Source organism: Methanospirillum lacunae (assembly GCF_003173355.1).
In the GTDB taxonomy this organism is placed as follows: domain Archaea; phylum Halobacteriota; class Methanomicrobia; order Methanomicrobiales; family Methanospirillaceae; genus Methanospirillum; species Methanospirillum lacunae.
Map to the genome: position 1 here is coordinate 89,221 of NZ_QGMY01000006.1, position 24,361 is coordinate 113,581.

16 protein-coding genes are annotated in these 24,361 nt (G+C 38.6%); 9 read left to right on the plus strand and 7 right to left on the minus strand.

The genetic code is table 11. From position 1 onward, the window contains the following. Positions 1 to 12: 12 nt before the first annotated feature. The 3 genes from DK846_RS06355 to DK846_RS06365 all read right to left on the minus strand — a co-directional run bounded on the left by DK846_RS06355 (position 13) and on the right by DK846_RS06365 (position 4,799). Positions 13 to 2,259 carry an efflux RND transporter permease subunit gene (locus DK846_RS06355; protein ID WP_109968096.1) on the minus strand — a complete coding sequence of 749 codons (2,247 nt, stop codon included), beginning with the start codon at positions 2,257 to 2,259 and terminating at the stop codon, positions 13 to 15. Positions 2,260 to 2,274: 15 nt separating this feature from the next. Next, complete coding sequence (locus DK846_RS06360) at positions 2,275 to 3,669, minus strand: COG1361 S-layer family protein (protein ID WP_245926485.1); 1,395 nt, start codon at positions 3,667 to 3,669, stop codon at positions 2,275 to 2,277. A gap of 692 nt (positions 3,670 to 4,361) precedes the next feature. Further along, on the minus strand, positions 4,362 to 4,799 hold the full coding sequence (locus DK846_RS06365) for a MarR family winged helix-turn-helix transcriptional regulator (RefSeq protein ID WP_109968098.1): 438 nt from the start codon (positions 4,797 to 4,799) through the stop codon (positions 4,362 to 4,364). Between the two features lie 1,117 nt (positions 4,800 to 5,916). Between DK846_RS06365 and DK846_RS06370 the strand changes: the two genes are divergently transcribed. The 8 genes from DK846_RS06370 (at position 5,917) to DK846_RS06400 (ending at position 17,178) form a co-directional block, all read left to right on the plus strand. Continuing rightward, entirely contained in the window at positions 5,917 to 6,612 is a 696-nt protein-coding gene (locus DK846_RS06370) for a hypothetical protein (protein ID WP_146201159.1), read from the plus strand. A 259-nt stretch (positions 6,613 to 6,871) separates the two neighbouring features. Further along, positions 6,872 to 7,255 (plus strand): hypothetical protein, encoded by a 384-nt coding sequence (locus DK846_RS06375; protein ID WP_146201160.1) that lies wholly within the window; start codon positions 6,872 to 6,874, stop codon positions 7,253 to 7,255. A 46-nt stretch (positions 7,256 to 7,301) separates the two neighbouring features. Further along, positions 7,302 to 7,538 (plus strand): hypothetical protein, encoded by a 237-nt coding sequence (locus tag DK846_RS06380; RefSeq protein WP_109968101.1) that lies wholly within the window; start codon positions 7,302 to 7,304, stop codon positions 7,536 to 7,538. 874 nt (positions 7,539 to 8,412) lie between these two features. Then, on the plus strand, positions 8,413 to 8,985 hold the full coding sequence (locus DK846_RS06385; protein ID WP_146201161.1) for a hypothetical protein: 573 nt from the start codon (positions 8,413 to 8,415) through the stop codon (positions 8,983 to 8,985). A gap of 48 nt (positions 8,986 to 9,033) precedes the next feature. After that, positions 9,034 to 9,579, plus strand: a complete 546-nt coding sequence (locus DK846_RS06390) for a hypothetical protein (protein ID WP_109968103.1) — start codon at positions 9,034 to 9,036, stop codon at positions 9,577 to 9,579. A 152-nt stretch (positions 9,580 to 9,731) separates the two neighbouring features. Beyond that, on the plus strand, positions 9,732 to 10,409 hold the full coding sequence (locus DK846_RS06395) for a hypothetical protein (protein WP_109968104.1): 678 nt from the start codon (positions 9,732 to 9,734) through the stop codon (positions 10,407 to 10,409). A 387-nt stretch (positions 10,410 to 10,796) separates the two neighbouring features. Next, complete coding sequence (locus DK846_RS18145) at positions 10,797 to 10,931, plus strand: hypothetical protein (protein ID WP_281269820.1); 135 nt, start codon at positions 10,797 to 10,799, stop codon at positions 10,929 to 10,931. Positions 10,932 to 11,511: 580 nt separating this feature from the next. Next, a complete protein-coding gene (locus DK846_RS06400) occupies positions 11,512 to 17,178 on the plus strand; it encodes a lectin like domain-containing protein (protein WP_181391656.1) in 5,667 nt (1,888 codons plus the stop codon). 206 nt (positions 17,179 to 17,384) lie between these two features. On the opposite strand, the gene DK846_RS18320 is transcribed toward DK846_RS06400, so the two are convergent. The 3 genes from DK846_RS18320 to DK846_RS06415 form a co-directional block, all read right to left on the minus strand. Then, positions 17,385 to 17,633, minus strand: coding sequence for a PAS domain-containing protein (locus tag DK846_RS18320; protein WP_109968106.1), 249 nt, complete (start codon positions 17,631 to 17,633; stop codon positions 17,385 to 17,387). Positions 17,634 to 17,738: 105 nt separating this feature from the next. Further along, positions 17,739 to 20,816, minus strand: a complete 3,078-nt coding sequence (locus DK846_RS06410; RefSeq protein WP_109968107.1) for a PAS domain S-box protein — start codon at positions 20,814 to 20,816, stop codon at positions 17,739 to 17,741. A 248-nt stretch (positions 20,817 to 21,064) separates the two neighbouring features. Next, positions 21,065 to 21,493: a response regulator gene (locus tag DK846_RS06415; protein ID WP_109968108.1), complete on the minus strand. Its 429-nt coding sequence runs from the start codon at positions 21,491 to 21,493 to the stop codon at positions 21,065 to 21,067. Between the two features lie 565 nt (positions 21,494 to 22,058). Between DK846_RS06415 and DK846_RS06420 the strand changes: the two genes are divergently transcribed. Next, the gene (locus DK846_RS06420) at positions 22,059 to 22,589 is read left to right on the plus strand and encodes a hypothetical protein (protein ID WP_146201163.1); all 531 of its coding nucleotides are present in this window, start codon (positions 22,059 to 22,061) and stop codon (positions 22,587 to 22,589) included. A 96-nt stretch (positions 22,590 to 22,685) separates the two neighbouring features. Here the strand turns inward: DK846_RS06420 and DK846_RS06425 are convergent, their stop codons facing one another. After that, positions 22,686 to 24,149 (minus strand): metallophosphoesterase, encoded by a 1,464-nt coding sequence (locus DK846_RS06425; RefSeq protein WP_109968110.1) that lies wholly within the window; start codon positions 24,147 to 24,149, stop codon positions 22,686 to 22,688. Between the last annotated feature and the right edge of the window lie 212 nt (positions 24,150 to 24,361).

The following is a 24,361-nucleotide window of genomic DNA, read 5'->3' on the forward strand; positions in this document are numbered from 1 at the left end:
TCTAAAAAGGGTTTATGGGTGATGAGGGTTATGTATCACCTCATCTTCCAGATGCCTGACATCCCGAACAATCTCATCAATCAGGGCTAATATTGCAGGCATCACTGCAATAGCTCCAATCAATGAGAAGAACACCGCGATAATGGTAGTCAGACCAAAGTTACTGATGATAGGGAACGAAGAAAGAATCAGAGCTGAAAATCCAAAGAATGTTGCAAATCCTGAAACCAGGATAGCAGATCCGATTTTACGAACACTGTTCTTAATCGCTTCTATCACATTATCCGTTTTTTCACGCTCTTCCAGGTATCGTTCCATCACCAGGATAGTGTATTCAGCAGCCACTCCAATGGTCATCGAACCAAGACAAGCTGTCATTGGGTTGTAATCAAGACCAAGCAGATACATAGCTACTGCATTCCAGCCAACAATTGCAATAATCGGCACAATCGGGCTCAATGCATTAACGTTCCGGTATACAAGACCCAGGAATATTGCGACCAGAATAAATCCCAAATAGGTCATTGCTTCTTTACTGTCTACCAGATCATGAATGAGTGATGTAAATACATCAAAACTACCGGTAATTTCGCCTTCAATTCCCGGAGGTGGCGGGTACATAGCAAGGTCCCCGTACATCTGATCCTTTAAATCACTCTTCGTTGGAGTCTCCATCTTGTTTATGTAGAATTGGAGCACTGCTTCATTTCTTCCGTTCAGGTACTGTTTCTTAACCTCTTTTGGAATAGTATCCAGAACTGTATTCAACTCATTTTGCGTTTGTGGCATCGTACCGTTGTGATATGTAATTACATAATCAGCGATACTTACCGCATTATTCAGACGAGTAGAATGCAGCGTTAATTCTAGGTCTGTGAACTCCTTCATCCATTTAACGCTCTCAAGAGAGAGAACATCATCTCCAGAAATGACTAAGGGTGCTGGATCGGTGGATCCAACAGTTCTGGTAACTTTGTCAAGTGTAATCTTAGCTCCCATATCAGGAGGAACAAATGCATTCTGGTTTGTGTCAACTGGAATTTGTGAGTCCAGTTGAATACCGATAAAGGCTATGAGAAAGACCAGAAGCAATACCGGAACAGGATTTTTTGCTATTGCAACCGCAATTTTAGAGAGAGCATGATCGATACCATCAGTAAGTTTTGATTTTCCCGCCCCTTTTGCTTCGTATTGTATCAATAATGCTACCAGTGGAATTACAATGAGTGACGTGAGATAGCACACCATCACACCGATGATACTTACCAGACCAAACCCCTGGATCATTGGAACCGGAGAGATGAACATTGCAAGAAAACCCATGCATGTCGCCAACATGGCATACATGACTGCGGGTCCTGTCCTGGTAATTGTATTCTTGATAGCCGTGGGAAGTGGGTTTGTTCGTGCCTCTTCTTCAAGCCGCGAATGAAACTGGATAGCATAATCAATTCCAAGCCCTATCATCACTGGAAAAGCAGAGATGACAGCCATACTCAAATTTATACCAGTTAGGCCCACAACTCCGAAGGTAAGAATTAGGCCAATCGCGACGATGAGAACCGGAAGAAACCGGTGACTGACATAGGAAAAGAGTAATCCCATCACGATAACCATCAGAACAAGAGCGGCCAGGATTAGTGTGATCATGGATTTTCCCATCTCACTCTTCATCTGCATACTAAATGCCGCATCTCCGGTAAGCTTAATAGAAAGACCCGGAGGAATATTCGTGCTGTCGATAAAGGAAAGGATATTGTTCATCGCAGATTCTTTCTTTTTATCGGTAAGTCCGGGCTCAAGAGTCACCATCGCCAGACTGAGAAGATTTGAGGGCACATACCGCTTTAGAATCGATGGAGAGATCTTTGTTTTTACTTCTGCCACCTCTGCAGAAGACTGGGGAATTGTCCCATTGTTTACCTGTTTGATAACATCAGTAATACTGGCAGTTCCTGAAACATGCTGTAGTTTCTGAATTGGCCCCATTACTGAATCGATATACGTTAATACCTCTGGACTTGTAGGATCATTACATTCGAAGAGAAGAACCAGTGTATTTTGTTGAAAAATATCGGTATAATGACCTAAAATTATCCCTCTATCTGATTTTTTATCCAGATATGTATCATTTCCCGTCTCCATGGTAATCATGGTCATGCCTACGAGCGAGATAAGCATAAGAACCACAATAATTCTGGAAAGTAATTTTGGCCGTTTAATGATAAGATCAGCTAAACGGGAAAAAAGTGAGACCATATGGAACACATCCGACTAAGAATCTGAAGATTGGGTTCTCTTCCGCTGGCTATAGAGATAGTATCCGGCTCCGATGATAATCACAAGAAGAACGGCAACAATTATCGGATTTGAAACAAGTGCTGCAACTCCTCCAGATGGTACAACAGCTACCGGTACCTTCACGGTATCTGAGATCTGACTATTATCAAGGGCATCCCGGTATCTAACTTCAGAATCAAGCCCATAGGTCTTTTTAGTTGCATCAGCAGCAGTACTGATGACAAATTTAACGGTTCCTGTTTCCCCAGGTTTCAGATCACCAAGATAGGCCAGATCATCGTTACTGGTAAATGGATCAACAGCACTGATTCGTGCCTCGGCACTATATGCGGTTGCTTCCCCATCGTTACGATAGGTTACTTCAATAGTTCCTTTCTTTCCGGGTGTTGTTTCTCCCGGAGGACTGGTTATAGTAAACGTAATCTTTGCCCCTACAGGAATCCCGAAGTCTTCTACCGGAGTCTCAAGTGTTTCACCGTCTGCGTTCTCATATGAGACAAGAACCGAGAGCGGATAATCCTGTGGTTCTCCATCTCTGGATACCGAGACTTTGAACTTGGTATCAACCACCTGACCAGGATTGAAGTCACCAATGTACACTGTGCTGTCTACGGGGACTACCGGAGAGTTCCCATTACGGATCAGTTTGGCAATTGCTTTCTTTCCTGTATCAACACCACTGTTTTTGAGTTTCAGCGTGACATACCCTGAACTTCCAGCATTGATGTCATCCGGAGTAACTGAGAGTACATCCAGATTAATGGCTGATTTCACCACGAATGGCAGTTCAATCTGAAGATCTTTCTTCACGTACCGGTACACAAGATTATCTGTACCATCCTGATCTGCATCTGCCAGGTATGTGTAATCAATTATGAGCGGAAGTTGGTACGTTCCGGCTTTTGCATCGTCCTTTACCCGAATATCAAAGGTTACCAGACTGTTGTTGGATGCTTTTACATCACCAATCATTTGAGGATCAGACTTGATGAGCACCGGAGCGTCATCTTCACCAAGAGTAACTTTAACCATTTTGGCAGTACTCGGTACATCATCCCGATCTATAATTCCTGATTGAACCATTTTAATCGTGTTGAGCCCGGTATTTTGAATAATAACCTTCATCTGCACGGTGGTTCCGGGTGTAAACTCATTGCTTCCGGATATACTTGCAGTCAGATTCGGCGATCCTGACATATACTTAGTTCCTGCAAGAGCCGGAGTAGTAATACAGGTTGTTAAAACCAGTACGGCCATTCCTAACAGCCACATATACTCAGATATAGGGAGATGTTTTCTGACACTTTCGCCCATTTTAGGTTTTAATTGCATGGGCTTCGCTAAACATACTGTGAAATTTTCCTTCATAATATCTCTCGATTAAAAATCTGGAAAAATAATACATATCTAGGGCAGGTATTATCTCCTGATTCTCTCTCCCGGTCATGATCTGTTGGATGATGAGAGGGTGTCAGACCGGGGAAGAGAGCGTAGACGATTATGAGAAGATTTTCGAGACGGTATTGTTATTCCATCAGAGTTCGTGAGGTGCATTGAATGACTGCGTGGAGTTTTGGATACACGATTTATTCATTCAAAGAGACAGAAATCTATCTAACAAGATAAATCTGTTTCAGTATCGGTTTTTCTGGTGCTCTATATCCTCGCGAACATTCCTTTTCTACAATCTTTCCCTGTTTGTAAATGCCACTTTCAGAGAAGACTTGAGAGGTTGAGATGGAAAGGAGAATAACCAGGAGAATTCATGAGTGAATCAAAGTAAGGTATTTAATGAAGGTTCACTAGTTTGATTTGGATATCAGGTTTAAATCCCACTTTGATCTCGTAAGAGAGGTATAAAACCATTCTCTTGTCTACATGATATTCCAGATAACCTGGTTTTTCATCGTCTCGTTCATCATTTCGTACTACAATGAATTGTTTGTTCTCATACCAAATAATCATATCTATGTTACTATCATAAAAATTGCACATTTTTTATAGAGATCAAATTTTATAATCGATATTGACAGGAAATCTGATTTAAGCAAAATAGAAATTTAGTACTTTTTGCTGAAATCTTTAATAGTCTGTAGAGAAGATGCAAGGAGTTTAAGATCTTCAGGTTCGTATTTTTCTATATATTTTGCTAATTGTCCATGTATTTGAACCCTGAATTCACGCAATTTTGTTCGTCCTGTTTCTGTAATTTTTATATATATCACCCTGCGATCTGCAGGATCAAAATGGCGCTCAACATATCCTTCCGTGATCAAGGAATCAACGAGTGTAGTCATATGTTGTTTAGGTATGTACATTGCCTTTCCGAGGTTTGTCATACTCTCCATTGGTACCCGGGTAAGATAATGAAGCAAACGATACTGTGCACCTTGCTTCCCGGTTACATATGGGTAAATTATGTGACGTAATCGTTCAATTCCAATCTCAAATATATCTGTTAAAATTATAGAAACTTCATCTGCGAGTACATCAGCCATCTGATCTATTGTATAAATAAGTCAGGAAGATTGATAATCTATAGAGGTAGTTATACCATTTTTAGTTAGTAAGTGAATGTAAGTAACTTTGAGTTATAAAAAAAAAGAACCCCAATTATTGATTTTACTCGTGAATCACTTTCAAGGATAAATACCAATTCATCATCCAGATATCCTGGATTGATACTCTTGGCCTGATAACCACGCTCAAATTTTTAATGTTCCCATGGATAGCAGAGATTAGAATCTTGCAGATCTGCAATACCAGGCAGAATTCCACCTAAAAAAGTTATATCACTAAAGCCCAGTTCAGATCCTTATACAGGCATCAAATGCCCGGATTAGCAAAGTATCTTTCTCCACATCACCAAATGCCAAGAGATCGATAACAGTATCACCAAACATATACCCCACTCACCCTAACAGAAACCGGATCAAACGGAAATCAAGGTCTCTTCAGAATTCAGGGGTGTTATTTTTACCGATGTAAATGTTACCGAATAAACGTTCATGCGTTTCACGTTGAGGGATCAAATCTCGAGATCATGGGACTAATAACCCGGATCCATATTTAATTGCCTATTCAGGAAACGATATCAATGACTACAGGTGAACGACGTTGACTAAGAAATTAAATTTTGGATTTGTCCTCGGTCTTCCACATCAGATTTTACACCAAGCCATTAGTCATGATCATGGAAGATGGCGAATTAAGGTAAATATTACCAGACCTTTCAGATGGGTTGGATAGAATGGAAAAACTGACCGTCCCCCCATAAGTGGAAACACTATTCACATTAATGGGACCGGATTTGATCATAGGAGCGGAATCAGTGCATGGAATGGAAACCAGGTAAACATACAAGCCACTGATTCGTTGATCATCGGACAGGAATATGGAATAGAATGATCAGAAATTTGTCTCGATTTTTTTATTCGAAACACTCTAGAGGTACGGTTCTGACACTGACTAATGAACGTTATATGATTCATTCATGGTTAATTCAGGTTGATAAATCCTGATAACAGGATGTGCCAATATTACCAGGCAGGTGGATAATATCAACATATTTAAAAATACAAACGATAATCTATCGATATAAGTGAGTGAGAGATCATGAATTATGGAACATTGTTGAGTTTTCTGGTAATTTGTAGTTTATGCGTTGTATCACTGGCGATTGCCGAGAATAATACAGGAGGAGATAAGAATTCTACCTCCATATGGAATGGAACATGGTCCAACCCGGATTATTTGATGTATATCACACAAAACCAGTCAGGGATTGCTGGAGAATATGTGCCAACCGATTTAAATGAATTAGATCCGGGACGACTTGAGGGAAATGTTTCTGATGATGGGAAAACATTTTCAGGCATATGGATTGAAACAGGGTCAAATACCTACACTCTGTCAGATGATAAGTTGTCATTTACCATTTCAGGATTTGCTGACCCATATGGGTCCATGAGTAAACCTGCAGGGTATTCATACAATGCGACGAGAATCGGGGAAATAATCGATCCCAAGAATCCCTGGACTGGTAACTGGGTAACTGAGAAAAAATCCTATCATCTCACACAAAATGGAACTCAGTTATCTGGTGTGAATGAGCCTCTTACAAATGTAAATGATGAAGTCGGAAACCTGTCCGGAACTATTTCTGAAAATGGTACCGTATACACCGGGAACTGGACAGAGAAAGGGAGGTTTACTTTTGTCCTGGCAGATGACGGTTTATCGTATAATGCAACCATTACAAAGAACCTTGATCCAAATGCATTTGTTGAGCATATGGTATTTTCAAAGTAACCTTTTTTTGAGGAAAATGCTCCGCATTTTCATAAGATGGACCTGATGAGAAACATCATGTCATTTTGATAATATGTTATAACATATGATGAAATCAATGAATACAAGATTCTTTTTACTACTATTTTGTTTCCTCATTTCTATTCCATTGTGTATTGCTTCAGGATCTCAAATTGTTGGATCTGAACCGAAGGATAAATTGTCATGGTTTGCCAATGTTTCAGATCTGATTGTATATGGAAAAACATCAGACAATGAGATGAAATGGAGTGATATTGGGATAATAACTGTGAACTATTTATTTGTTCAAAAAATAATTACGCAGAATAATAGTTCAAACATCACCGAAGGTTCATCTATTCCTATATACATTGAAGGGGGCAAAGTTGACGATCCCGTTCAAGCTGCTGCACATTTTGGTATTTATGGACAAACGGCAGATTGGGAATGGGGTATTAATCCAAATACTACTCTCGTCTATTTCCTAAAGAAAAGCAATAATGGCATGTATCATCTATATTATTCTGAAACTGTAGATCCTGATTCCGAATATTTCAGAAGCAACCTGACTGAATTGAAAGTTCTCATCGGTGAGATCATACAGGGTCATCCGGTTCCTGAAAGAACATATAAACATGAATAATATTCAATCCCGGTGAAAAAATATTTCAAATCGCTCCATTATTCCTATGATTCTGGGGTTTATTATCATAGGGGGTGCGGTTCATCCGGTTGCCGCATACAACACAGATGTTTATCAGGATGGAGGTATTTTAACCGGAGAACCGGTTAAAACTCATCCAGGTTACAACCCTGAAACTCTTAAGCAAATGAACGAAACCAGGGATTTTTTTCTTGCGATAAGACAAAACAGGTCGAATCTCACCCATGAAGAACAAAAATATCTCCCAATATTCTTTATTTGACGTTGCTTCAAAAAACCTCTGAAAATTTGTCTGATTAATTTTTTGTTCAATTTCAGAGGTCTGATTATTTTAAACCTGCTACTTATCAGGAAGGGACGACAATAAAAAAAACTCCAGATATAGTTCTTTTAGAAATAATGGTGTATTCTGGGAATTCCACCCATATCCTCGATCCCTATATATATTAGGAATTTAGTAGGGATGAAGAGGAGAGGGGATTGGATGCCTGGGTGGAAGTTTCAAAGATTAAAGAAATCGCAAATCTATCTGAAGTGGCGATAATTCGCAGAGTAAGTCTTGGTTTATTTAATATAGATACAGTAGAAATCCAGAGGAATGCTACTCTCCACTTAAAAATAGTGTCCGACGTTAGTGTGATAAGGGCACAACAACGGCATAGAAAATTGCATATTTATCAGATGTAATTTCAATTTATCCCACTTCAGGCCCTCTCACGAATTCGGATCTAATAAATACTGAAGGAAACATTTTACTTCATTCCTAGGATGTGAGAGTCAAATAAGTTTTAATTGTAGCCTGATGAGATGTCAAAAAAAGCAATAGTTGTACAATATACCCTTGCAATCTGAATCAAATTCGAAAGATTAGTTTACCTTACCGACAATATCCAATTACATAAATTAAATTTAGAGTTAACCGTGAAAGATTACTGTTTGGTGATAGGAGAGAGGGCACCATAAATAAGAAAGCGTTCATGTGTTTTAATAGGGATTTTACTTCTTGTATTGAAACATCAACGAATTAATTCTTAATGGAACATATGAACCACATTCATGAGACCTATTGATTGTCGATTTGTTAGTAGTGGTACTATTTCGGATATTATGATCGGTTGACAGAAGGGAGGATGGAGATGAATTCAAAGATTATATGGGTAGTTTTTGGTGTTCTCATTAGTATGGCATGTTGTATTGTTATGGGTACTCAAACATTCGGGCCTGAACCACAAGATAATCTACCACGGATAGTTAATTATTCAGATTTAATTGTATATGGAACAACATCAGCAAATGAAGCAAAATGGAGTGATATAGGGATAATAACAACCAATTCGATATATGTTCAGGATATAATAAAGCAAAATTCCTCTTCAAACTTCACTGTGGGATCAGATATTCCAATTTATATCATCGGAGGTACGATTCATGATCCGGTCCAGGCAGCCGCACATGGAGGAGTAGGAAGAGTAAGAACAGATTGGGAGTGGGGGATCGATCAAAATAGTACTCTTGTATACTTTATTCAAATAGATGAGAAAGGGAAATATCACCTGATTTATTCTGAAAGTGTAGATCCTAATTCCGAATATTCTCGAAGCAATCTCACCGAATTGAAATCCCAAATCTCTGAAATACTACATGGTATTCCTGTTCCTGAGAGAACTCCAAACCCAACTCAAAAAATACCTAACAATAACTCCCTCTAATTCTCTTATCACCGATATTATGATCGATTGACAGTAGGTAGGATTGAGATGAATTCAAAGATTATATGGGAAGTTTTTGGTGTTCTCATTAGTATAGCATGTTGTATTGTTACGGGTACTCAAACATTCGGGCCTGAACCCATTGATAAATTACCATTGTATACAAACATTTCCGATCTAATAGTATATGGAAAAACATTTGAAACTGATACGAAATGGGTTGATGATAATATTCTTACCTTAAATGAAGTCAAGATCTATGATATCCTAAAACTAAATAGTACTTTAAACTTTACAATTGGTTCATCGGTTCCAATTTATGTTGAGCGCGGAAGAGTTAATGATCCCATTCAGGCAGCTGCACATAACGGCGTATATAGATCAGAAGCTGATTGGGAATTAGGTATCAAATCGAATACTACTCTCGTCTATTTTCTAATGAAAAATAATAATGGCATGTATCATCTTGTATATGTTGAAACTGTAGACCCTAATTCCGAATATTCCCGAAGCAACCTGACTGAATTAAAAACTCTCATCGGTGAGATCATGAAGGGTCTTCCCGTTCCTGAAAGAACATATAAACATGAATAATAGTCAAACCCGGTTGAAAATATTTTTAATCGCTCCATTATAGTTTTAATTTTGGTGTTTATTACAATATGAATAAAGATTTATCCAGTTGTCACATAGGATCCAGACATGGATCATGATGAAGTCTCTATTGCAGATATGTTATCTTTGTTATGGATACAATCAGAGAGAAACTAATTATGACTACTATTATTAGTGCAATTCTGGAAAAATTTGCTAATTTCATGAATTGTATCTATAATAAAATAATGTTTTATTCTGATGTATTAGTAATTTTGATTATAATTTTTGGAACGATTTCTATACCCGTCGCAGGAAACGAGAATCCATATAGTCTATGGATTTTTAAAGATGACGGAATAACATCTAATGCCACCATAACATCAGATTATTCATATCTTGGGTTTAATAAATCAATTTACAGTCCTTCAGAGATGAAATTTTCAACAGATTTGTTATACCTTCTTTCTCTAGGAAAAGATCCAAGGATAAATTCTGAAATGATCAATTCCACAATTCAAATATTAAGGAATGCTAGCGTATACAAATTGGCGGGTGAGACATTTGTCGAATCTGAAAAACTTGGAAATGGAACCACTGCGAAAACAGATATGGTTTATGTTACTATAGGAGTTGTTCCAGGAACATCTACTCATATTCTTGACCCTTATCTTTATCCTCCAATAAGAAGAGAGGAGGACTATATTGGTTTATTTAATAAATGGAATGGAAATGGCGTAGATGCCTGGGTTGAATTTTCAAAAATGAAAGAGATCGCCAATATTTCTGAAGTTATAGATATTCAGACTTTAACTACTGGATCTCCATAAAGAGGCCCATAAAAGTTGAAAAGTGATCTACTTCAACATATCTGATAATTAGAACTTTTTTATGTTTGTCACGACTGGGTGTGAAAGAATTAAAGACCGTTCAGCGGAATCGAACTCAATGGAAAGATAGCAACCCTTGCCATCAGTGGAAACACCATTCATATCAACGGGACCGGGACCGATTCAGGAATAGGATCTGACCGAAACAACGGAATCAGTGCATGGGGTGGAAGCCGGGTAAATGTTACTGCCACTTATTTACCGATCACCGGCCAGGGAGGAGCAATCATTATAGTATGTTGCAAAAAGAATTAGAATAATGGTTCTGAAAAAATCTTGGTTTGAGGGCACATTCACCTATAATCGGTAATGCACGATTATTGAAAAATGATTATTATAAAAGCAAATGCTGCATACTATAATGTATCCTGTCCCGGATGTACTCTCGGTCAAATAGTCAGCAACACTGCAGGTAAATCCGGTATCGTTGGTGGAGTAAACGGAATATTCCTGACCGGATAATTTATCCAGGGTTTGAGAGTAAATTCAAAGAAGAGTGATGATTAATAGGTTACTCATCCCGGAAAGACCTTGTCGAATAAAATAGCATCTAATGATACAGCTCATCAATTTACACAATAACCGAAGAAGATAGTGGATAGTTCAATTTAAGGGCTAATAAAAACCGGGTAATGAATCATAATATCCCAAATATGAGACTCAACATGTTCAATCAAATGAGTGATGGATTTAACCTGAACGCAATACCAAAAATAACTATACTTGTACAATATACTAGACAATCTGAATCAAATTCGAAAGATTAATTTACTGTACAGACAATAGCCAATTACTTAAATTGAAATTTTAAGTAAACTGGGAATGATTGTCACTTGATGATGGGAGAAGGGGTATTATGAAAAAAACGATTATGTGTTTTAATAAAGAGTTACCATTAAGGTTTAGATTTAAGAGGAATTTATGTCTTGAATTTTTTTTTATCTTAATTTTTATTTTATTTTGGATTTCATCAGTTTCAGCTATCCCTCTTGAAGAAAGAAATGGAAACGATTCAATTACGAATCGTGGAGAGCAAGTCTTAATGCCTATTTCACTAGATCCTGCTTTTGTTAAGGCTCTTACAGACCATAAAGGAACCATACCAGATCCTCAAGTATATGGACCATACAATCGATCTACTTTAAATATTTATTCAAATCCTCCATTAAGTTCTGTTGTACTAGATCCTGCTTTTATTAAAGCTCTTACAGATCATAAAGGCACTCTCCCCGATTCTCAAGTAAATCCGATTCATGATGTATCTGTATATGGATCAAATATACAATCATATGAATCCCAGTATGATTTACGGGATCAATTAAAAGTTTCACCAGTAAAAAACCAAAGTTATTGGCCAACATGTTGGGCCCATGCTGCATTAGCATCTCTTGAATCAACTTCTCTTCCATCAGAAGATTTTGACTTTTCTGAAAAGAATTTAGTAAATTGCGCTAATTTTAGTTTACCTGTTCCAGGAGGGGGTGGAAATGATAAAATGGCAGCAGCTTACCTGACGAGATGGGGTGGTCCAATAGATGAACAAACTGATCCATATCCCACTGGAAGTACTTGGGACAGAAATTCAATATCGAGTAACCCTGTTAAACATGTACAAGATGTTATTTATTTTCCTGGACGCACAAACGGGGAAAATTTTGATATAATAAAAGATGTTCTAAAAAATTTTGGGGCTGTTAGTTCCTCAATCTTTTGGGATGATAGTAATTATAATAGTTCATCATTTTCTTATTATCAACCATTAAATCAAAATGAAACTGTATTAACTGATGGATACCGTCATAGCATGACAATTATTGGGTGGGATGATAATTATCCTGCACAGAATTTTACGATTATACCCCCTGGTAATGGTGCCTGGATTGTAAAAAATTCTGAAGGAATATCATGGGGGGATCAGGGTTATTTAAGAGTTTCATATTATGACAAACACTTTGGATCATCAATCCCATTAGATGATAGTGGGAATTTAACCTCTGCCACTTATCTCGGCGAGAGTCCCTCAAATTACCAGAATATTTATCAATATGATCCACTTGGATTTACTGTGGCCAATTCAATTAGTGATGAAAATAATTCATCATATTATGCAAATATATTCACTGCATCATCTAATTGCGTAATAACAGGCGTAGGTTTCTATTCTGTAGACGTAAATATCCCCTATGAGATAAATATCTATAAAAATCCATTAAATAGTCCAATAAATGGAACTCTTGCTAGTACCTATAATGGCACAGAAAAATACATGGGTTATCATACAGTTCCAATAACACCAAATTCAAATAATACATTTAGATCAGGAGAGCTTTTTTCAGTTGTAATAAAAGTTTATCATAGATCAAATAACGCTGATATTCCCATTGAATGGCCTATTCCTAATTATAGCGAGAGGGCTACAGGAGGAGTCGGTCAGAGTTATTTTAGTAATGACGGAATAAATTGGGCAGATTTAAACCAACCAATTATTACTAATAGTAATGTATGTTTGAAAGCGTATACCTCTACACCCCTCACAATCACCAGCATTATCCCCAATACCGGAGAAAATACCGGTCCTGTTACCATTACCAACCTTTCAGGAACCAACTTTGTATCTAATACTAATGTTTTCCTCTCAAGAAATAGCCTGCCAATTATTAATGCAACAAATATATCAGTTCTATCTTCCACTACAATTACCTGCACCCTAAATATTACCGATGCCGAACCCGGAGCATGGAACGCCACTGTTCAAAATCCAGACGGCCAGAGCGACACACTTGAAAATGTGTTTGCTATCTCGCCATACAGTTGTCGGATCTCGCCCCACAGTACTTATTACAAAAACGGGATCCTCTATACCTATCCCGATTGTCCACCCATCATTTCATCTGTCTCCCCTACCACCGGCGTGAACACCGGATCAGTATCTATAACCAATCTTTCCGGAGAAAACTTCAACACCAGTGCAACCGTCAACCTGACCCGGACCGGACAACCAAACATAACCGCAACAAACGTGCAGGTTGTCTCTTCATCCCAGATCACCTGCACTCTTCCTCTCACCGGAAAAGCTGCCGGACAATGGAATATCATAGTTACAAATCCTGACGGTCAGTCAGGAATCCTTGCAAACGGATTCACCGTCACTGCTGCAAACCCCGGGAACACACCCTTTGTCATCGATCCTTCAGCGATGAACACCTTTGATGGCCAGTATCTCAAATCGCGGGGATACGGATGGTGTGACTTTGGAGGAGTCAATAACTCGTATTATAAGATCACCCTCGCCGGGACCACGCAATACCCGACAGAATTCCACCTCAAAAAGAGTTTCACCACCAAAGCCCAGTTCGGGATCTTAGTGCAGGCATCAAATGTCAGGATCAGTGGAGTGGATCTCTCCACAGCACCCAACGCTGACCAGAGACCGGTAAACAGCATCACCAATACATATGCCCCACTCACCCTGGCAGAAACCGGAGCAGCCGGGATCAAGGTCACTTCAGGATTCACCGGGGTCAAACTGGTCGATGTAAACGTAGTAGGGCAGAATGTTCCTGCAGTTCATGTCGATGGATCAAATCTCGATATCATCGGAACCAATAACCCGGATCCGTACCTGACAACGTATTCAGGAAGCGGCATAAATGACAACTGGGGAACGACCCTGACCGGAAAATTAAACTCAGGATACGGTCTTGGTCTCCTCCAACAGACAACATCACGAAGTTCGGCAGTTACGATTACCGGAGATGGCGGAGCAGGAGTGAATATATCCGGACCGTTCAGCGGAATCGAACTCAATGGAAAGACAGCAACCCTTGCCATCAGTGGAAACACCATTCGTATCAACGGAACTGGTACTGATTCAGGAACCGGTTCTGACCGGAACAGCGGAATCAGTGCATGGGGTGGAAGCCGGGTAAATGTAACTGCCACTGATTCATCGATCACCGGCCAGGAGTATGGAATATATGGTCAGGGAGGAGCAATCATCAATGTATCCTGTCCCGGATGCACGCTTGGTCCAATCGTCAGCAGCACTGCCGGAAGACCATACAGGGAACAAGTCCGCAGTGCAGGTAAATCCGGTATCGTTGGTGGAGTAAACGGAATATTCCTGACCGGAACAAGTAGTGCAGGATATGGAACAGTCAGCATCGCAAATACCACTGTGCAGGGAAATACCGGGTATGGAATAAACCTCAGCCAGGCTTCAGGATATAGCATAACTGTTACAAATCCGGCATCAGTCATCGGAGCTCTTGGCAAATTCGGAACCACGGATAGTTCGTCAAACCAGATCACCTCAGGAAATTCCGTAATTACAGCGACAGGCACAGGACCGTATCCGGTACATATCTCGCTTGATAGTATCCAGGGTCCGGATCCATTCAACCTGAAGATATTCAATGAATCTGGATCAGTTGTATATGACATCACCAACTGGAACCTGCTCCCGACAGGAGTGACATTCAATTCAACAGACCGTAACGTATGGTTCAACTCCTCAACCCTGGAGATCTACTCGGCAGAAAAATACGCCCATGCAGAATCAACACTTACCGTTACCGGGATAGAACCATCTGCAGGGTATTGTGGAAAGACCACCCGGATTGAAAACCTTTCAGGGACCTTCAATCTTCAGGCAACCAATACGAGCGTGATAATTACCCGTTCAGGGGTTACCATTCCGGTAACCGGTGTTTCTATTGAGACTGCTGGAAAGATCACTGGAAATCTTTCAGTACCGTCAGATGCACAGACTGGCCCCTGGCAGGTTGCAGTTTTCCAGGATGGGAAAGTTAGTGAGGGGAACGTCACCTTTACTCTATCCCGCGAGGTTTCCGCTCCGACAGTCACAACACTACAGGCAGAAAATGTATCCACCCGGTCTGCCCTTCTCGCAGGTAACCTGACCGGTACAGGCGGGGAAAACTGTTTGGTATTCTTCAGGTATGGAAAAACCCAGGAGAACCTTTCTGCATACACATCACCGGTTACACTCAATGAAACCGGAAACTTCAGTACTCTGGTCACCGGTCTTGATCCGGGAACAACCTGGTATTATCAAGCCTCGGCAAACAACTCAGCAGGAGCCGGACAGGGTGGAATTGTAACCTTCAGGACAGACTCTGTCTTCACTAATCCGGTGGTATACACAATACAGCCATCATCAGGAACCCAGGGAGAAGATATTGCAATTACAAACCTTTCAGGAATCTTCAACACCTCTGCACAAACTACCGGAATATATCTCTCACGGTCGGGCACCAATATCAGTGCATCCGATGTTACCATCAGATCCGCAGACAGTATCACCGGTAATTTCTCACTTCCGCCCCTGGTACAGACCGGCTCCTGGCAGATTATTGTTCAGCAGGATGGATGGCTAAGCAGCGAAAATGTAACATTTACCATAAATCCTGCGACGTATACTATCAACGCCTCCGCTTCTGCAGGAGGGACAATCAGCCCAGCAGGCGTAATCCAGGTATTGGCAGGATCGAACCAGACCTGTTCCATAAACCCGGGCCAGGGATATCATACATCCGGGGTTTTCATTGATAACACCAGTGCAGGAGTGCTCAACACATACACGTTCGCTAATGTGACATCTAATCATACCATTCATGCAGAATTTGCTGTAAATGGTGCAGTCAACTACACCATCAATGCCACTTCTTCATCTGGTGGAACTATCAGTCCATCCGGTTTGATCCCGGTACTTGCAGGATCCAATCTGACATGTACTATGAACCCTGATCAGGGATACCGGATATCAGACGTCTTTGTTGATAATGCAAGCATGGGACAGATCGCAACATACACATTCACAAACATATCCTCACAACATCAGATCCGGGCAGAATACACACAAACCCTTTCAAGTCCCGTAGTTTTGGGAGTTACACCATCATCTGCTCCCAGAAATAGTGTGGCTACACTCATCATTACCGGTGAGAATTTCTATGGAAATGAGCAGGTTGATCTTGTACGGAATGGAACCGGTAACCTTACCAGGATTGCAACACGTTCAGGGAACAACCTCCAGGTTACAGGGCTCGACCTGACAAATGCCCAGGTTGGATCATACGATATCTGGGTGACCAACCTCACAACCAGGATGTCCGGATGGAAAAAAGATGCTTTCTCTGTCACAACCAATGATCAGAGATTTTACACCATCACAACCCGGTCTGATCAATACGGATTTATCACCCCTCCCGGACCTTTCAGGGTCAGACCGGGATCTCAGGCAACCTTTGCCATGCATACTATCATGGGTGCTGATATTGAGAATGTTACTGTTGATGGAGTTCCGGTAGTTCTTGGAGCTCATAATGACTATACATTCAAAACCATATCTGCTGATCACACTCTCTATCTCCACACGAAATTTTCAGAAAAAAAAGTCCATGCTGACTTCACTGTAAACCAGACAACCGGTAAGACGCCAATGACTGCTCAATTTACTGATACATCGACCGGATCACCTTCACAATGGGTATGGCTCTTTGGTGATGCGAAAACATCAACACTTCAGAATCCTGCTCACACTTATAATTTGCCGGGGAAATATTCAGTACGGCTTACAGTAAGAAACTCAAGAAGCATTGATACCATTGAGAAAAACAGGATTATATCGGTGACCCGGGGAAGATATACAGGTTTTGAAACTGATAACAACGAAACTATTGAATAATTTTAATGAATTATTAAAAAAAATGATTATAATACATATTTTTTATCACCTCTCTTCCACAGGGTTTATCAAATTACTTAATACCTTGAGTTTATCACACTCATTTGATTTAATAAACAATTCAAATATACTCGGTAAATAACAGATTATCTTGTTGAAACAATTGAGAAAGAGCCCTGCAAATAGTCGGTAATATCTTGAAAAAATCAAGATATTGTTATTTTCCCATCGATATCTTTGGAAAAATGACATTGGGTATGAATATCTCTCATATTTCCATCCTTTCGAATAATTTTAAACTTTAATTCTGAAATTTTTCCTGGACAAAAAATATCCACGATCTCATTGATATATTGATTAACACTTCTCAAATCATCAGGGTGAACGAATTCTTTGAAATATTTCCATATAGCATATGATATCCCCCCTCCAATTCTGCCGTAGTTCCTAATAATGAATAGAAACGATCATTAAATAGAAAAGTGTGTTTCTGGGGATCTCCTTCCCAATAAGCCATTCTCCCTTGAATTAATATAACTTCGTAATGGATTCGATATTTTTTAAAGGACTTTCTCTCCGTGTTTACGTTCGATCTCTGCTGCTGCCTTTTCAGCAATAATCGTAAAAATTCTTTCATATAACGGAGATACAGATATTTTATGGCGAAATAATGCACACAAAATTCCAATAACCTCACCTTTGGAATTTTTCAAAGGAGTCCCCAGATAGCCCCTGATATTAAATAAATGCAATGTTCTGTCTTCTGGAAATAAATCTGCAACATTATCTGGATATATACAAAAACCTTTTGCAGTTACAATCTCACAGGGAGAACCTTTAAGAGTATACATATAATGCTCAACCATCTTTCCATCCAGAATCATTGACAATGCCTTGATATTTTTGTGGTTTTGTTGAATCTCTCCAATAATAATGCAGTCAGCCTTAAGGCATAATGAAATTGTTTCAGTGATCACATGAAGTACATTATCCTCCACTGTCCCAACCATACTTCGTATGAGAGTCTGGAGAATATTCTCAATCTCCTTCCGTTCAGTAATATCCAGAAATGCTCCTACTATCCCAGCAACTTCTCCATTCTCATCATGAAATACATCTTTATAATAAATAACAGGGTGGTCAATCTGTAATAAATCAGTAATCCGGGATTCATAGATCTGTTTTTCCCCTGTTCGAAGCAATTCCATATCTTTTTCTCTGTACAGACCTGCATATTCTTCAGACCAGATCTCTGATGATGATTTTCCAATATAGAAATCAGGAGTATGTCCTAGTAAATCTGCAAATGCATCATTGACCTTAAGATATCGTCCCTCTAGATCCTTGTAATAAAAGGGGATTGGTATTGCAGATATGATTGTCTGGAGAAACATCAGGGTATGATCAAGAGAGTGACGAGCATCTTCAGTCTCAAATAATGCCCTCTTTAATGAACTTATATCAGTAACGATACAATTATATCCGGAAATAATATGTTCCTGGTGAATAGCACGTATAGATATTCTCACATAAGCAACCCTGTCTTTACACATTAATCGAAATTCATGAGAACGACTTTCCATTTGAAGATTATTACAAAATAAATCCTTATAACGGTTATAATCGTCTGGATGAAGCAATTCATGAAATTTTTGCCCTCGTAACATATCAGGAGTATACCCATATAATCGGGTAACAGCAGGGCTAATATACGTAATATTTCCCTTCAGATCAAGAGACAGAATTAACTCATCAATATTTTCGACAAGATCCTTAAACATCTTACGACTATCACAGAGTTCTTCAGTTCGTTCTTTAACTTTTTGTTCTAATTCCTCATTAAACATCTTTAAAAGGTTTTCATTCTTTTTTCGTTCTGTAATTTGTCGTGAGGTAACAACAATACCGTCGACACCAGGAACTCCAATAAGGTTGACTCCTATCGTTTCCATATCGATAAAAGAACCATCTTTATGTTTAAACCTGAATTCTATTGGAGATACGAGTTTGAGTTTTTCAATCACTCTTTTAAAAATCTCTCGTACCCTTTTCCGATCATCCGGATGGACATATTCAAAAGAAGAATGACCACAAATCTCTTCAGGTAAATAACCTAGAATTAAATACGTAGATGGACTTGTATATACAATTTCTCCCTTATCATCAAGAATTCCAATAATATCAAAAGAATTCTGAATAATTGCCTTAAAACGTTCTTCACTTTCCTGAAGAGCTATTTCAGCCATTTTTCTTTTATTAATATTTCTGATAAAAAAACCGCAACAACCTATACCATTATTGAAAAGATAATTCGCCAGCACTTCTGCCGAAAAAAAGTTATTATTTTTATCCAATATGAGACATTCAAACAGATAACATCCATACAATTTCACCTCCTTCCAAATGCTATCCCATGATAATACCTCACACTTCTCCAGATTTTCTGAAAAGAAAATATTTAGAGAATTTCCTGGAATTATCCCCAAAGAATCCAGGGCTCCTTTATTTGATGAGATAATAATACCTTTTTCATCAGTCCAAATAATCAATTCACTTGAATAGTTTAATGAAATCTGTAATTTTTGAAGATCCTCTTCAACATGTTTTCGTCTTTCTATCTCTTCAAGGAGATCCTGGTTGATTTTCTGGTATTCATCTGTTGTTTTCTGAATAGTATTCCTGTAATGATCACACTTAATTTGAAGACGTTCCTCTAAATTTTTTAGTTCTGTAATATCTATACCATATGAATGAAGCTCATAAAGAACCCCATCTCTAAAAATACCTTGATTAACCCAACGAACTACTCTTATGTCACCGGAAAAAGTTAAAATTCGGTTTTCGATTTTTTTAATAGGATTTTCAGAAGTAATAGACAAAAAATGTTCTCTCACCAATGGAATGTCATCATCAAGTATTTTCAAATGATACCGTTTTCCGATATACATTTTTTGAGATAATCCAATCAGTGAAGCAAATGCAGGGTTTACATAGGTTATTGTCCCATCAGGTAAGGAATGAACAATAAATTCGGTCTGTGTTTCTGTAACTGCCTTGTATAATTCCTTAAGATGAGCAATCTCATCCTGGGCCGAGGTAATTGAAGTAATTTCTTTGATTATTATTGCACTGCCAGTAACACAGTTGTTAAAAACAACAGGTATGCCACGAATTTCAAATATTTGCAGATTTTCTTTTATTTTACATGAAATCCTGACGGGTTGACCTATTGAAGAAAAACCATTATTGACAATATCGACAATTGAAGGATGCTGAAAAAGAGGGAACATTATTCCATTGATCGGTTTATTGATTATTTCTTCAAGAGAACAATCAATCATTTTCAAACATGCAGTATTTGCATGAATACAGTGTAAATTCTTATCAAAACCAATTACACTATCTAAATTTATTTCAGACAATACTGAGAATGGAAACCGTCTGGATACAGTAAATATTTTTGCTTTTCCAATTTGACGAAGATCTACCTGACCTTTTTGGTGAAGTATACCCAGATATTTTGCGATTGCATTTCTGTTCAAGTGAACAGCTTCAGCAAGGTCCTTCATTTGCATCCCTTCTTGATGTTGAGATAGAATTTCTATGATAGAAGAAAGGATGTCGGTAGAACTGGTCATGCGTATATGATCACATGGGAGTATACCTATAAAAAAGATTGATTTGATTCCTAATGCAAGGCATTATTGCATTGCTCATAGATCTCGGGTGTTAGTGTGATCAGAAACACAACCAAAATTAAACTTTTATTATAGAGGATAATAAATAACCACCTTTCGTGAGATTTTAGCATAAATACTCAGCATAAACTCGGCGATTAAAATAGGGGATTGTTAGTTATTCACATCAATACCTTTTCCAATATTATTTACTTACGCAATCCGCTATCATTACCTAATGCAGTCATGATGATTCGAATAATACTGGCGACTTGAGTTTGAGTATCTGTTTTTTTTTCAAGAAAATATATTGAAGGATAATTTAGCCCTTCAATTTTATTTTTCACATGATGATGTAATGTAAACAGTATTACAGGAATGGTCTCATTCTTCTCACGAATGAACTGTAATAACTGGACTCCATCCATTTTTGGCATTTGATAATCAGAGATAATGCAATCATATCTATCTTCATCCATCTTTCGTAGTCCCTCATCAGCAGATAATGCGACATCAACCCAAAAATAATTGGTTTTTTCAAGAATTTTTTTCCAGATTATTAATAAATCAGGGTCATCATCGATATATAGAATATAAATTCTTCGGGTCGTGTCAAACGAATCACAAATATCAGCCATAAGAAAAATCCGAGTTTATGTTGGTAACATTTTCTGAAAATTCAATAGATTACATTATTTTTACAGATGCGCATCTGTATAATAATTGTATAAAGATCAATTGATAAAAATAACTATGAGCAATTCACTAATGCATTGCATTGACATAGAGTATTTGTCTTATTAAATTTGAAAAAAACTCAAAATCATCTTTTAAATGATTAAAATATATTCACATCAATAAGCAATAAAATTATCCAAAATTACCAGGTAAATTGGAGTAATGAGACCTTATAACCTTTCGATTCTTGAGCGACATATAATGATGAAAATATTTCTTCCCCTTTTCAATAATTGTTCCAAAAGCAGCAAAAGTTCATTTGATAATAGAAGTTTGGTAATATTTTACCAATCTATCCATAAAAGTTCTTTAAGAACAGTTAAATGGCTCCTTGAATTGTAATTCATCCTATTTTTCACTTAAAGAGATCATTGCTTTTAATTTTTTATGCCTAATTAAAATCCTGATCACTTTCGCCCTGTTTACCTAACGTTTAGATATCAGTCACAACGACTAACATGCACTATGACCTCCCTGATTAATCCGGGTATCACCTTTTACAGGAGAATGTTCTCACTTCTCATTGCTCCTTCAAGCCTTTTAGCAGAGGCCCTGAATAAATACCTTAAAAGAGAGGTCAAAGATGTACTCATCATATCAGGAGAGGTCCCACTCATCAGGTATCAAATACAACCTGGAAAATTCAGGTTAAAGACAGAAAAGGTTTCATCAGGTCAGGAAGTATACGAGGTACTACAAAAAGCAAAAGAGTCACTCATCTTAATCGAACATGACCCTACATTCTATGATTATAATGCTGATGTGATCAGAACAATCGGTTTACTCTCCAGAAAAATGACCGCAGGGAATCAGACTATACTTCTCCTTGGAACACGACCTGATACCTGGCTGAATAAGTTTGAGTCATATGTACACAAAATTGAAAATATTGAATGGACTATCCAGGACAAACAAAAAAGTTCTCTCCGCTCTGCCATGAGATGTAACCAGATCAGTTTACATGAATTTATAAAAACAGGATCAGTTTTATCATAATGAGGGCAGAATGAACCCTTTCAATCCTTGTATCCGGAAAAAATTCTTCAAAAAAGAATTGTATAAGATCAAACATCCGAATCATCAGATCCAAATTTATTCACTCTGTCTGCCAGACCATTTTTTGATGATCTCTTTTGGGAAGTATTTCGTGCATGAAATATCCCGGGAAGCATCGTTCCATTTCATGAGAGCCACCCCGTTATTGTCGATGTAAGCAAAACTATCATCAATTCCATTCTCATTTCTCACCCAGGCACCGGTGTTAATAAGAAGGGTTGGTTTCCCATCAGCGGATCTCCCTTGAATCCTGATGTCATCGTAGGTATTTGGATATGTTCCGGGAATGTGAGTATGACCAAAAATTAAAACTTCTGCATTGTACGTATATTTCTCACTCTTCAATGCATCTTCGTACACACTTTTCACATCGTAATTTTTTGCACTGAAAAAATAACTGTACATCCAGTTGCTGATGAACCCATACACAATCGGGATGATAAATATAAAGAACAGCCAGAGAAACACGACCATCCCAATGGTATATAGTGGATCAAGAACGCTTAACGCAAGGAAATACGCCCCAATTCCGATGAGGACGATTTCACCGATACAGATACCAAGACATGCCTTGAAGAGAAGAGGAGAAGATGGAAGTGTTTTCTGAACAAATCCAAATGTCTGAACTCCTTTAGCAGAAATGCCAAACAATGAGATGGCAAATACCACCCCAACAAGCCAGCGTATCCAGGTTGATACACTATCACCGGAAAAGATGGGAATAATAATTGCAAGAAGGTTAATAATTGCATAAAACCCGATAAATGACATTATCGGGATAGATTTTCGAACCTCTTGGACAATTGAACAATTGAGGATCTCCTGGATCGAATCGATCACATCAAATCTGAACCCGATCGCCTGACTGATGGAATACGTGATCTGCTGCTTGTCAAACTGCTGACCATGAACAAAGACATAATGAATTCCACCGGCATTGAGGCCATGAACATGACCATGTGTAGAAGTAGCCGGGTAATGCCTGGGACTCAATTCAAGGATATGATCTGGATTCCAGGCAATTTTCAGACTTTCTATCTTCCCATGCAAACCCTTGAAAAGAGTGTAAATACTATAGGCAGGGTCTGATTTGGCAGGAGTATCCACTCCATAGGAGTACACCGGTTCACCTGAATCCTCATCATGGTTGCCGGTTACATAGATGATATCACTCTCAATATTCTGGAGTTTCAGAAAAAAGATAAGACCATCAAGAAAGGCATAATTTCGATCCTGGTGGCGTGGATTCCATAAATCCAGAATATCTCCGAGTAATATTATTTTTGTTGGAGGAAGGAGGTGTTTCGTTACGGGTGCTGCGCTACTATCCTGCTGCTCAGGATGGCAGACAACCTCTGCATTTCCAGATTGGATTTTTTCCAGAAAGTGCAACATCCGGTTGATCGTTTCAGGTCCTTCAACGCCACCGAGATGGACATCAGATACGACCAGTATACTTTTGTCATCCGGGATCTTTTCAGTATAATCTCTCTCAGCCATACCCTCACAAGGTGATAGTAGTTATTTCTCATACTTTGATGTATCGGTCAATATCAGACACTCCCATTCGTGACCTGGATCCAATATATGGATTTAAACCGTGAGATAGAGGTCATTTTATGCATTTATCTGAATTGTACCTCATAAACAAAACCTGCCTTAAAAAAAGGAGGGACATTTCTGAATTTTAAACAATCCAGATGTTTCCGTGT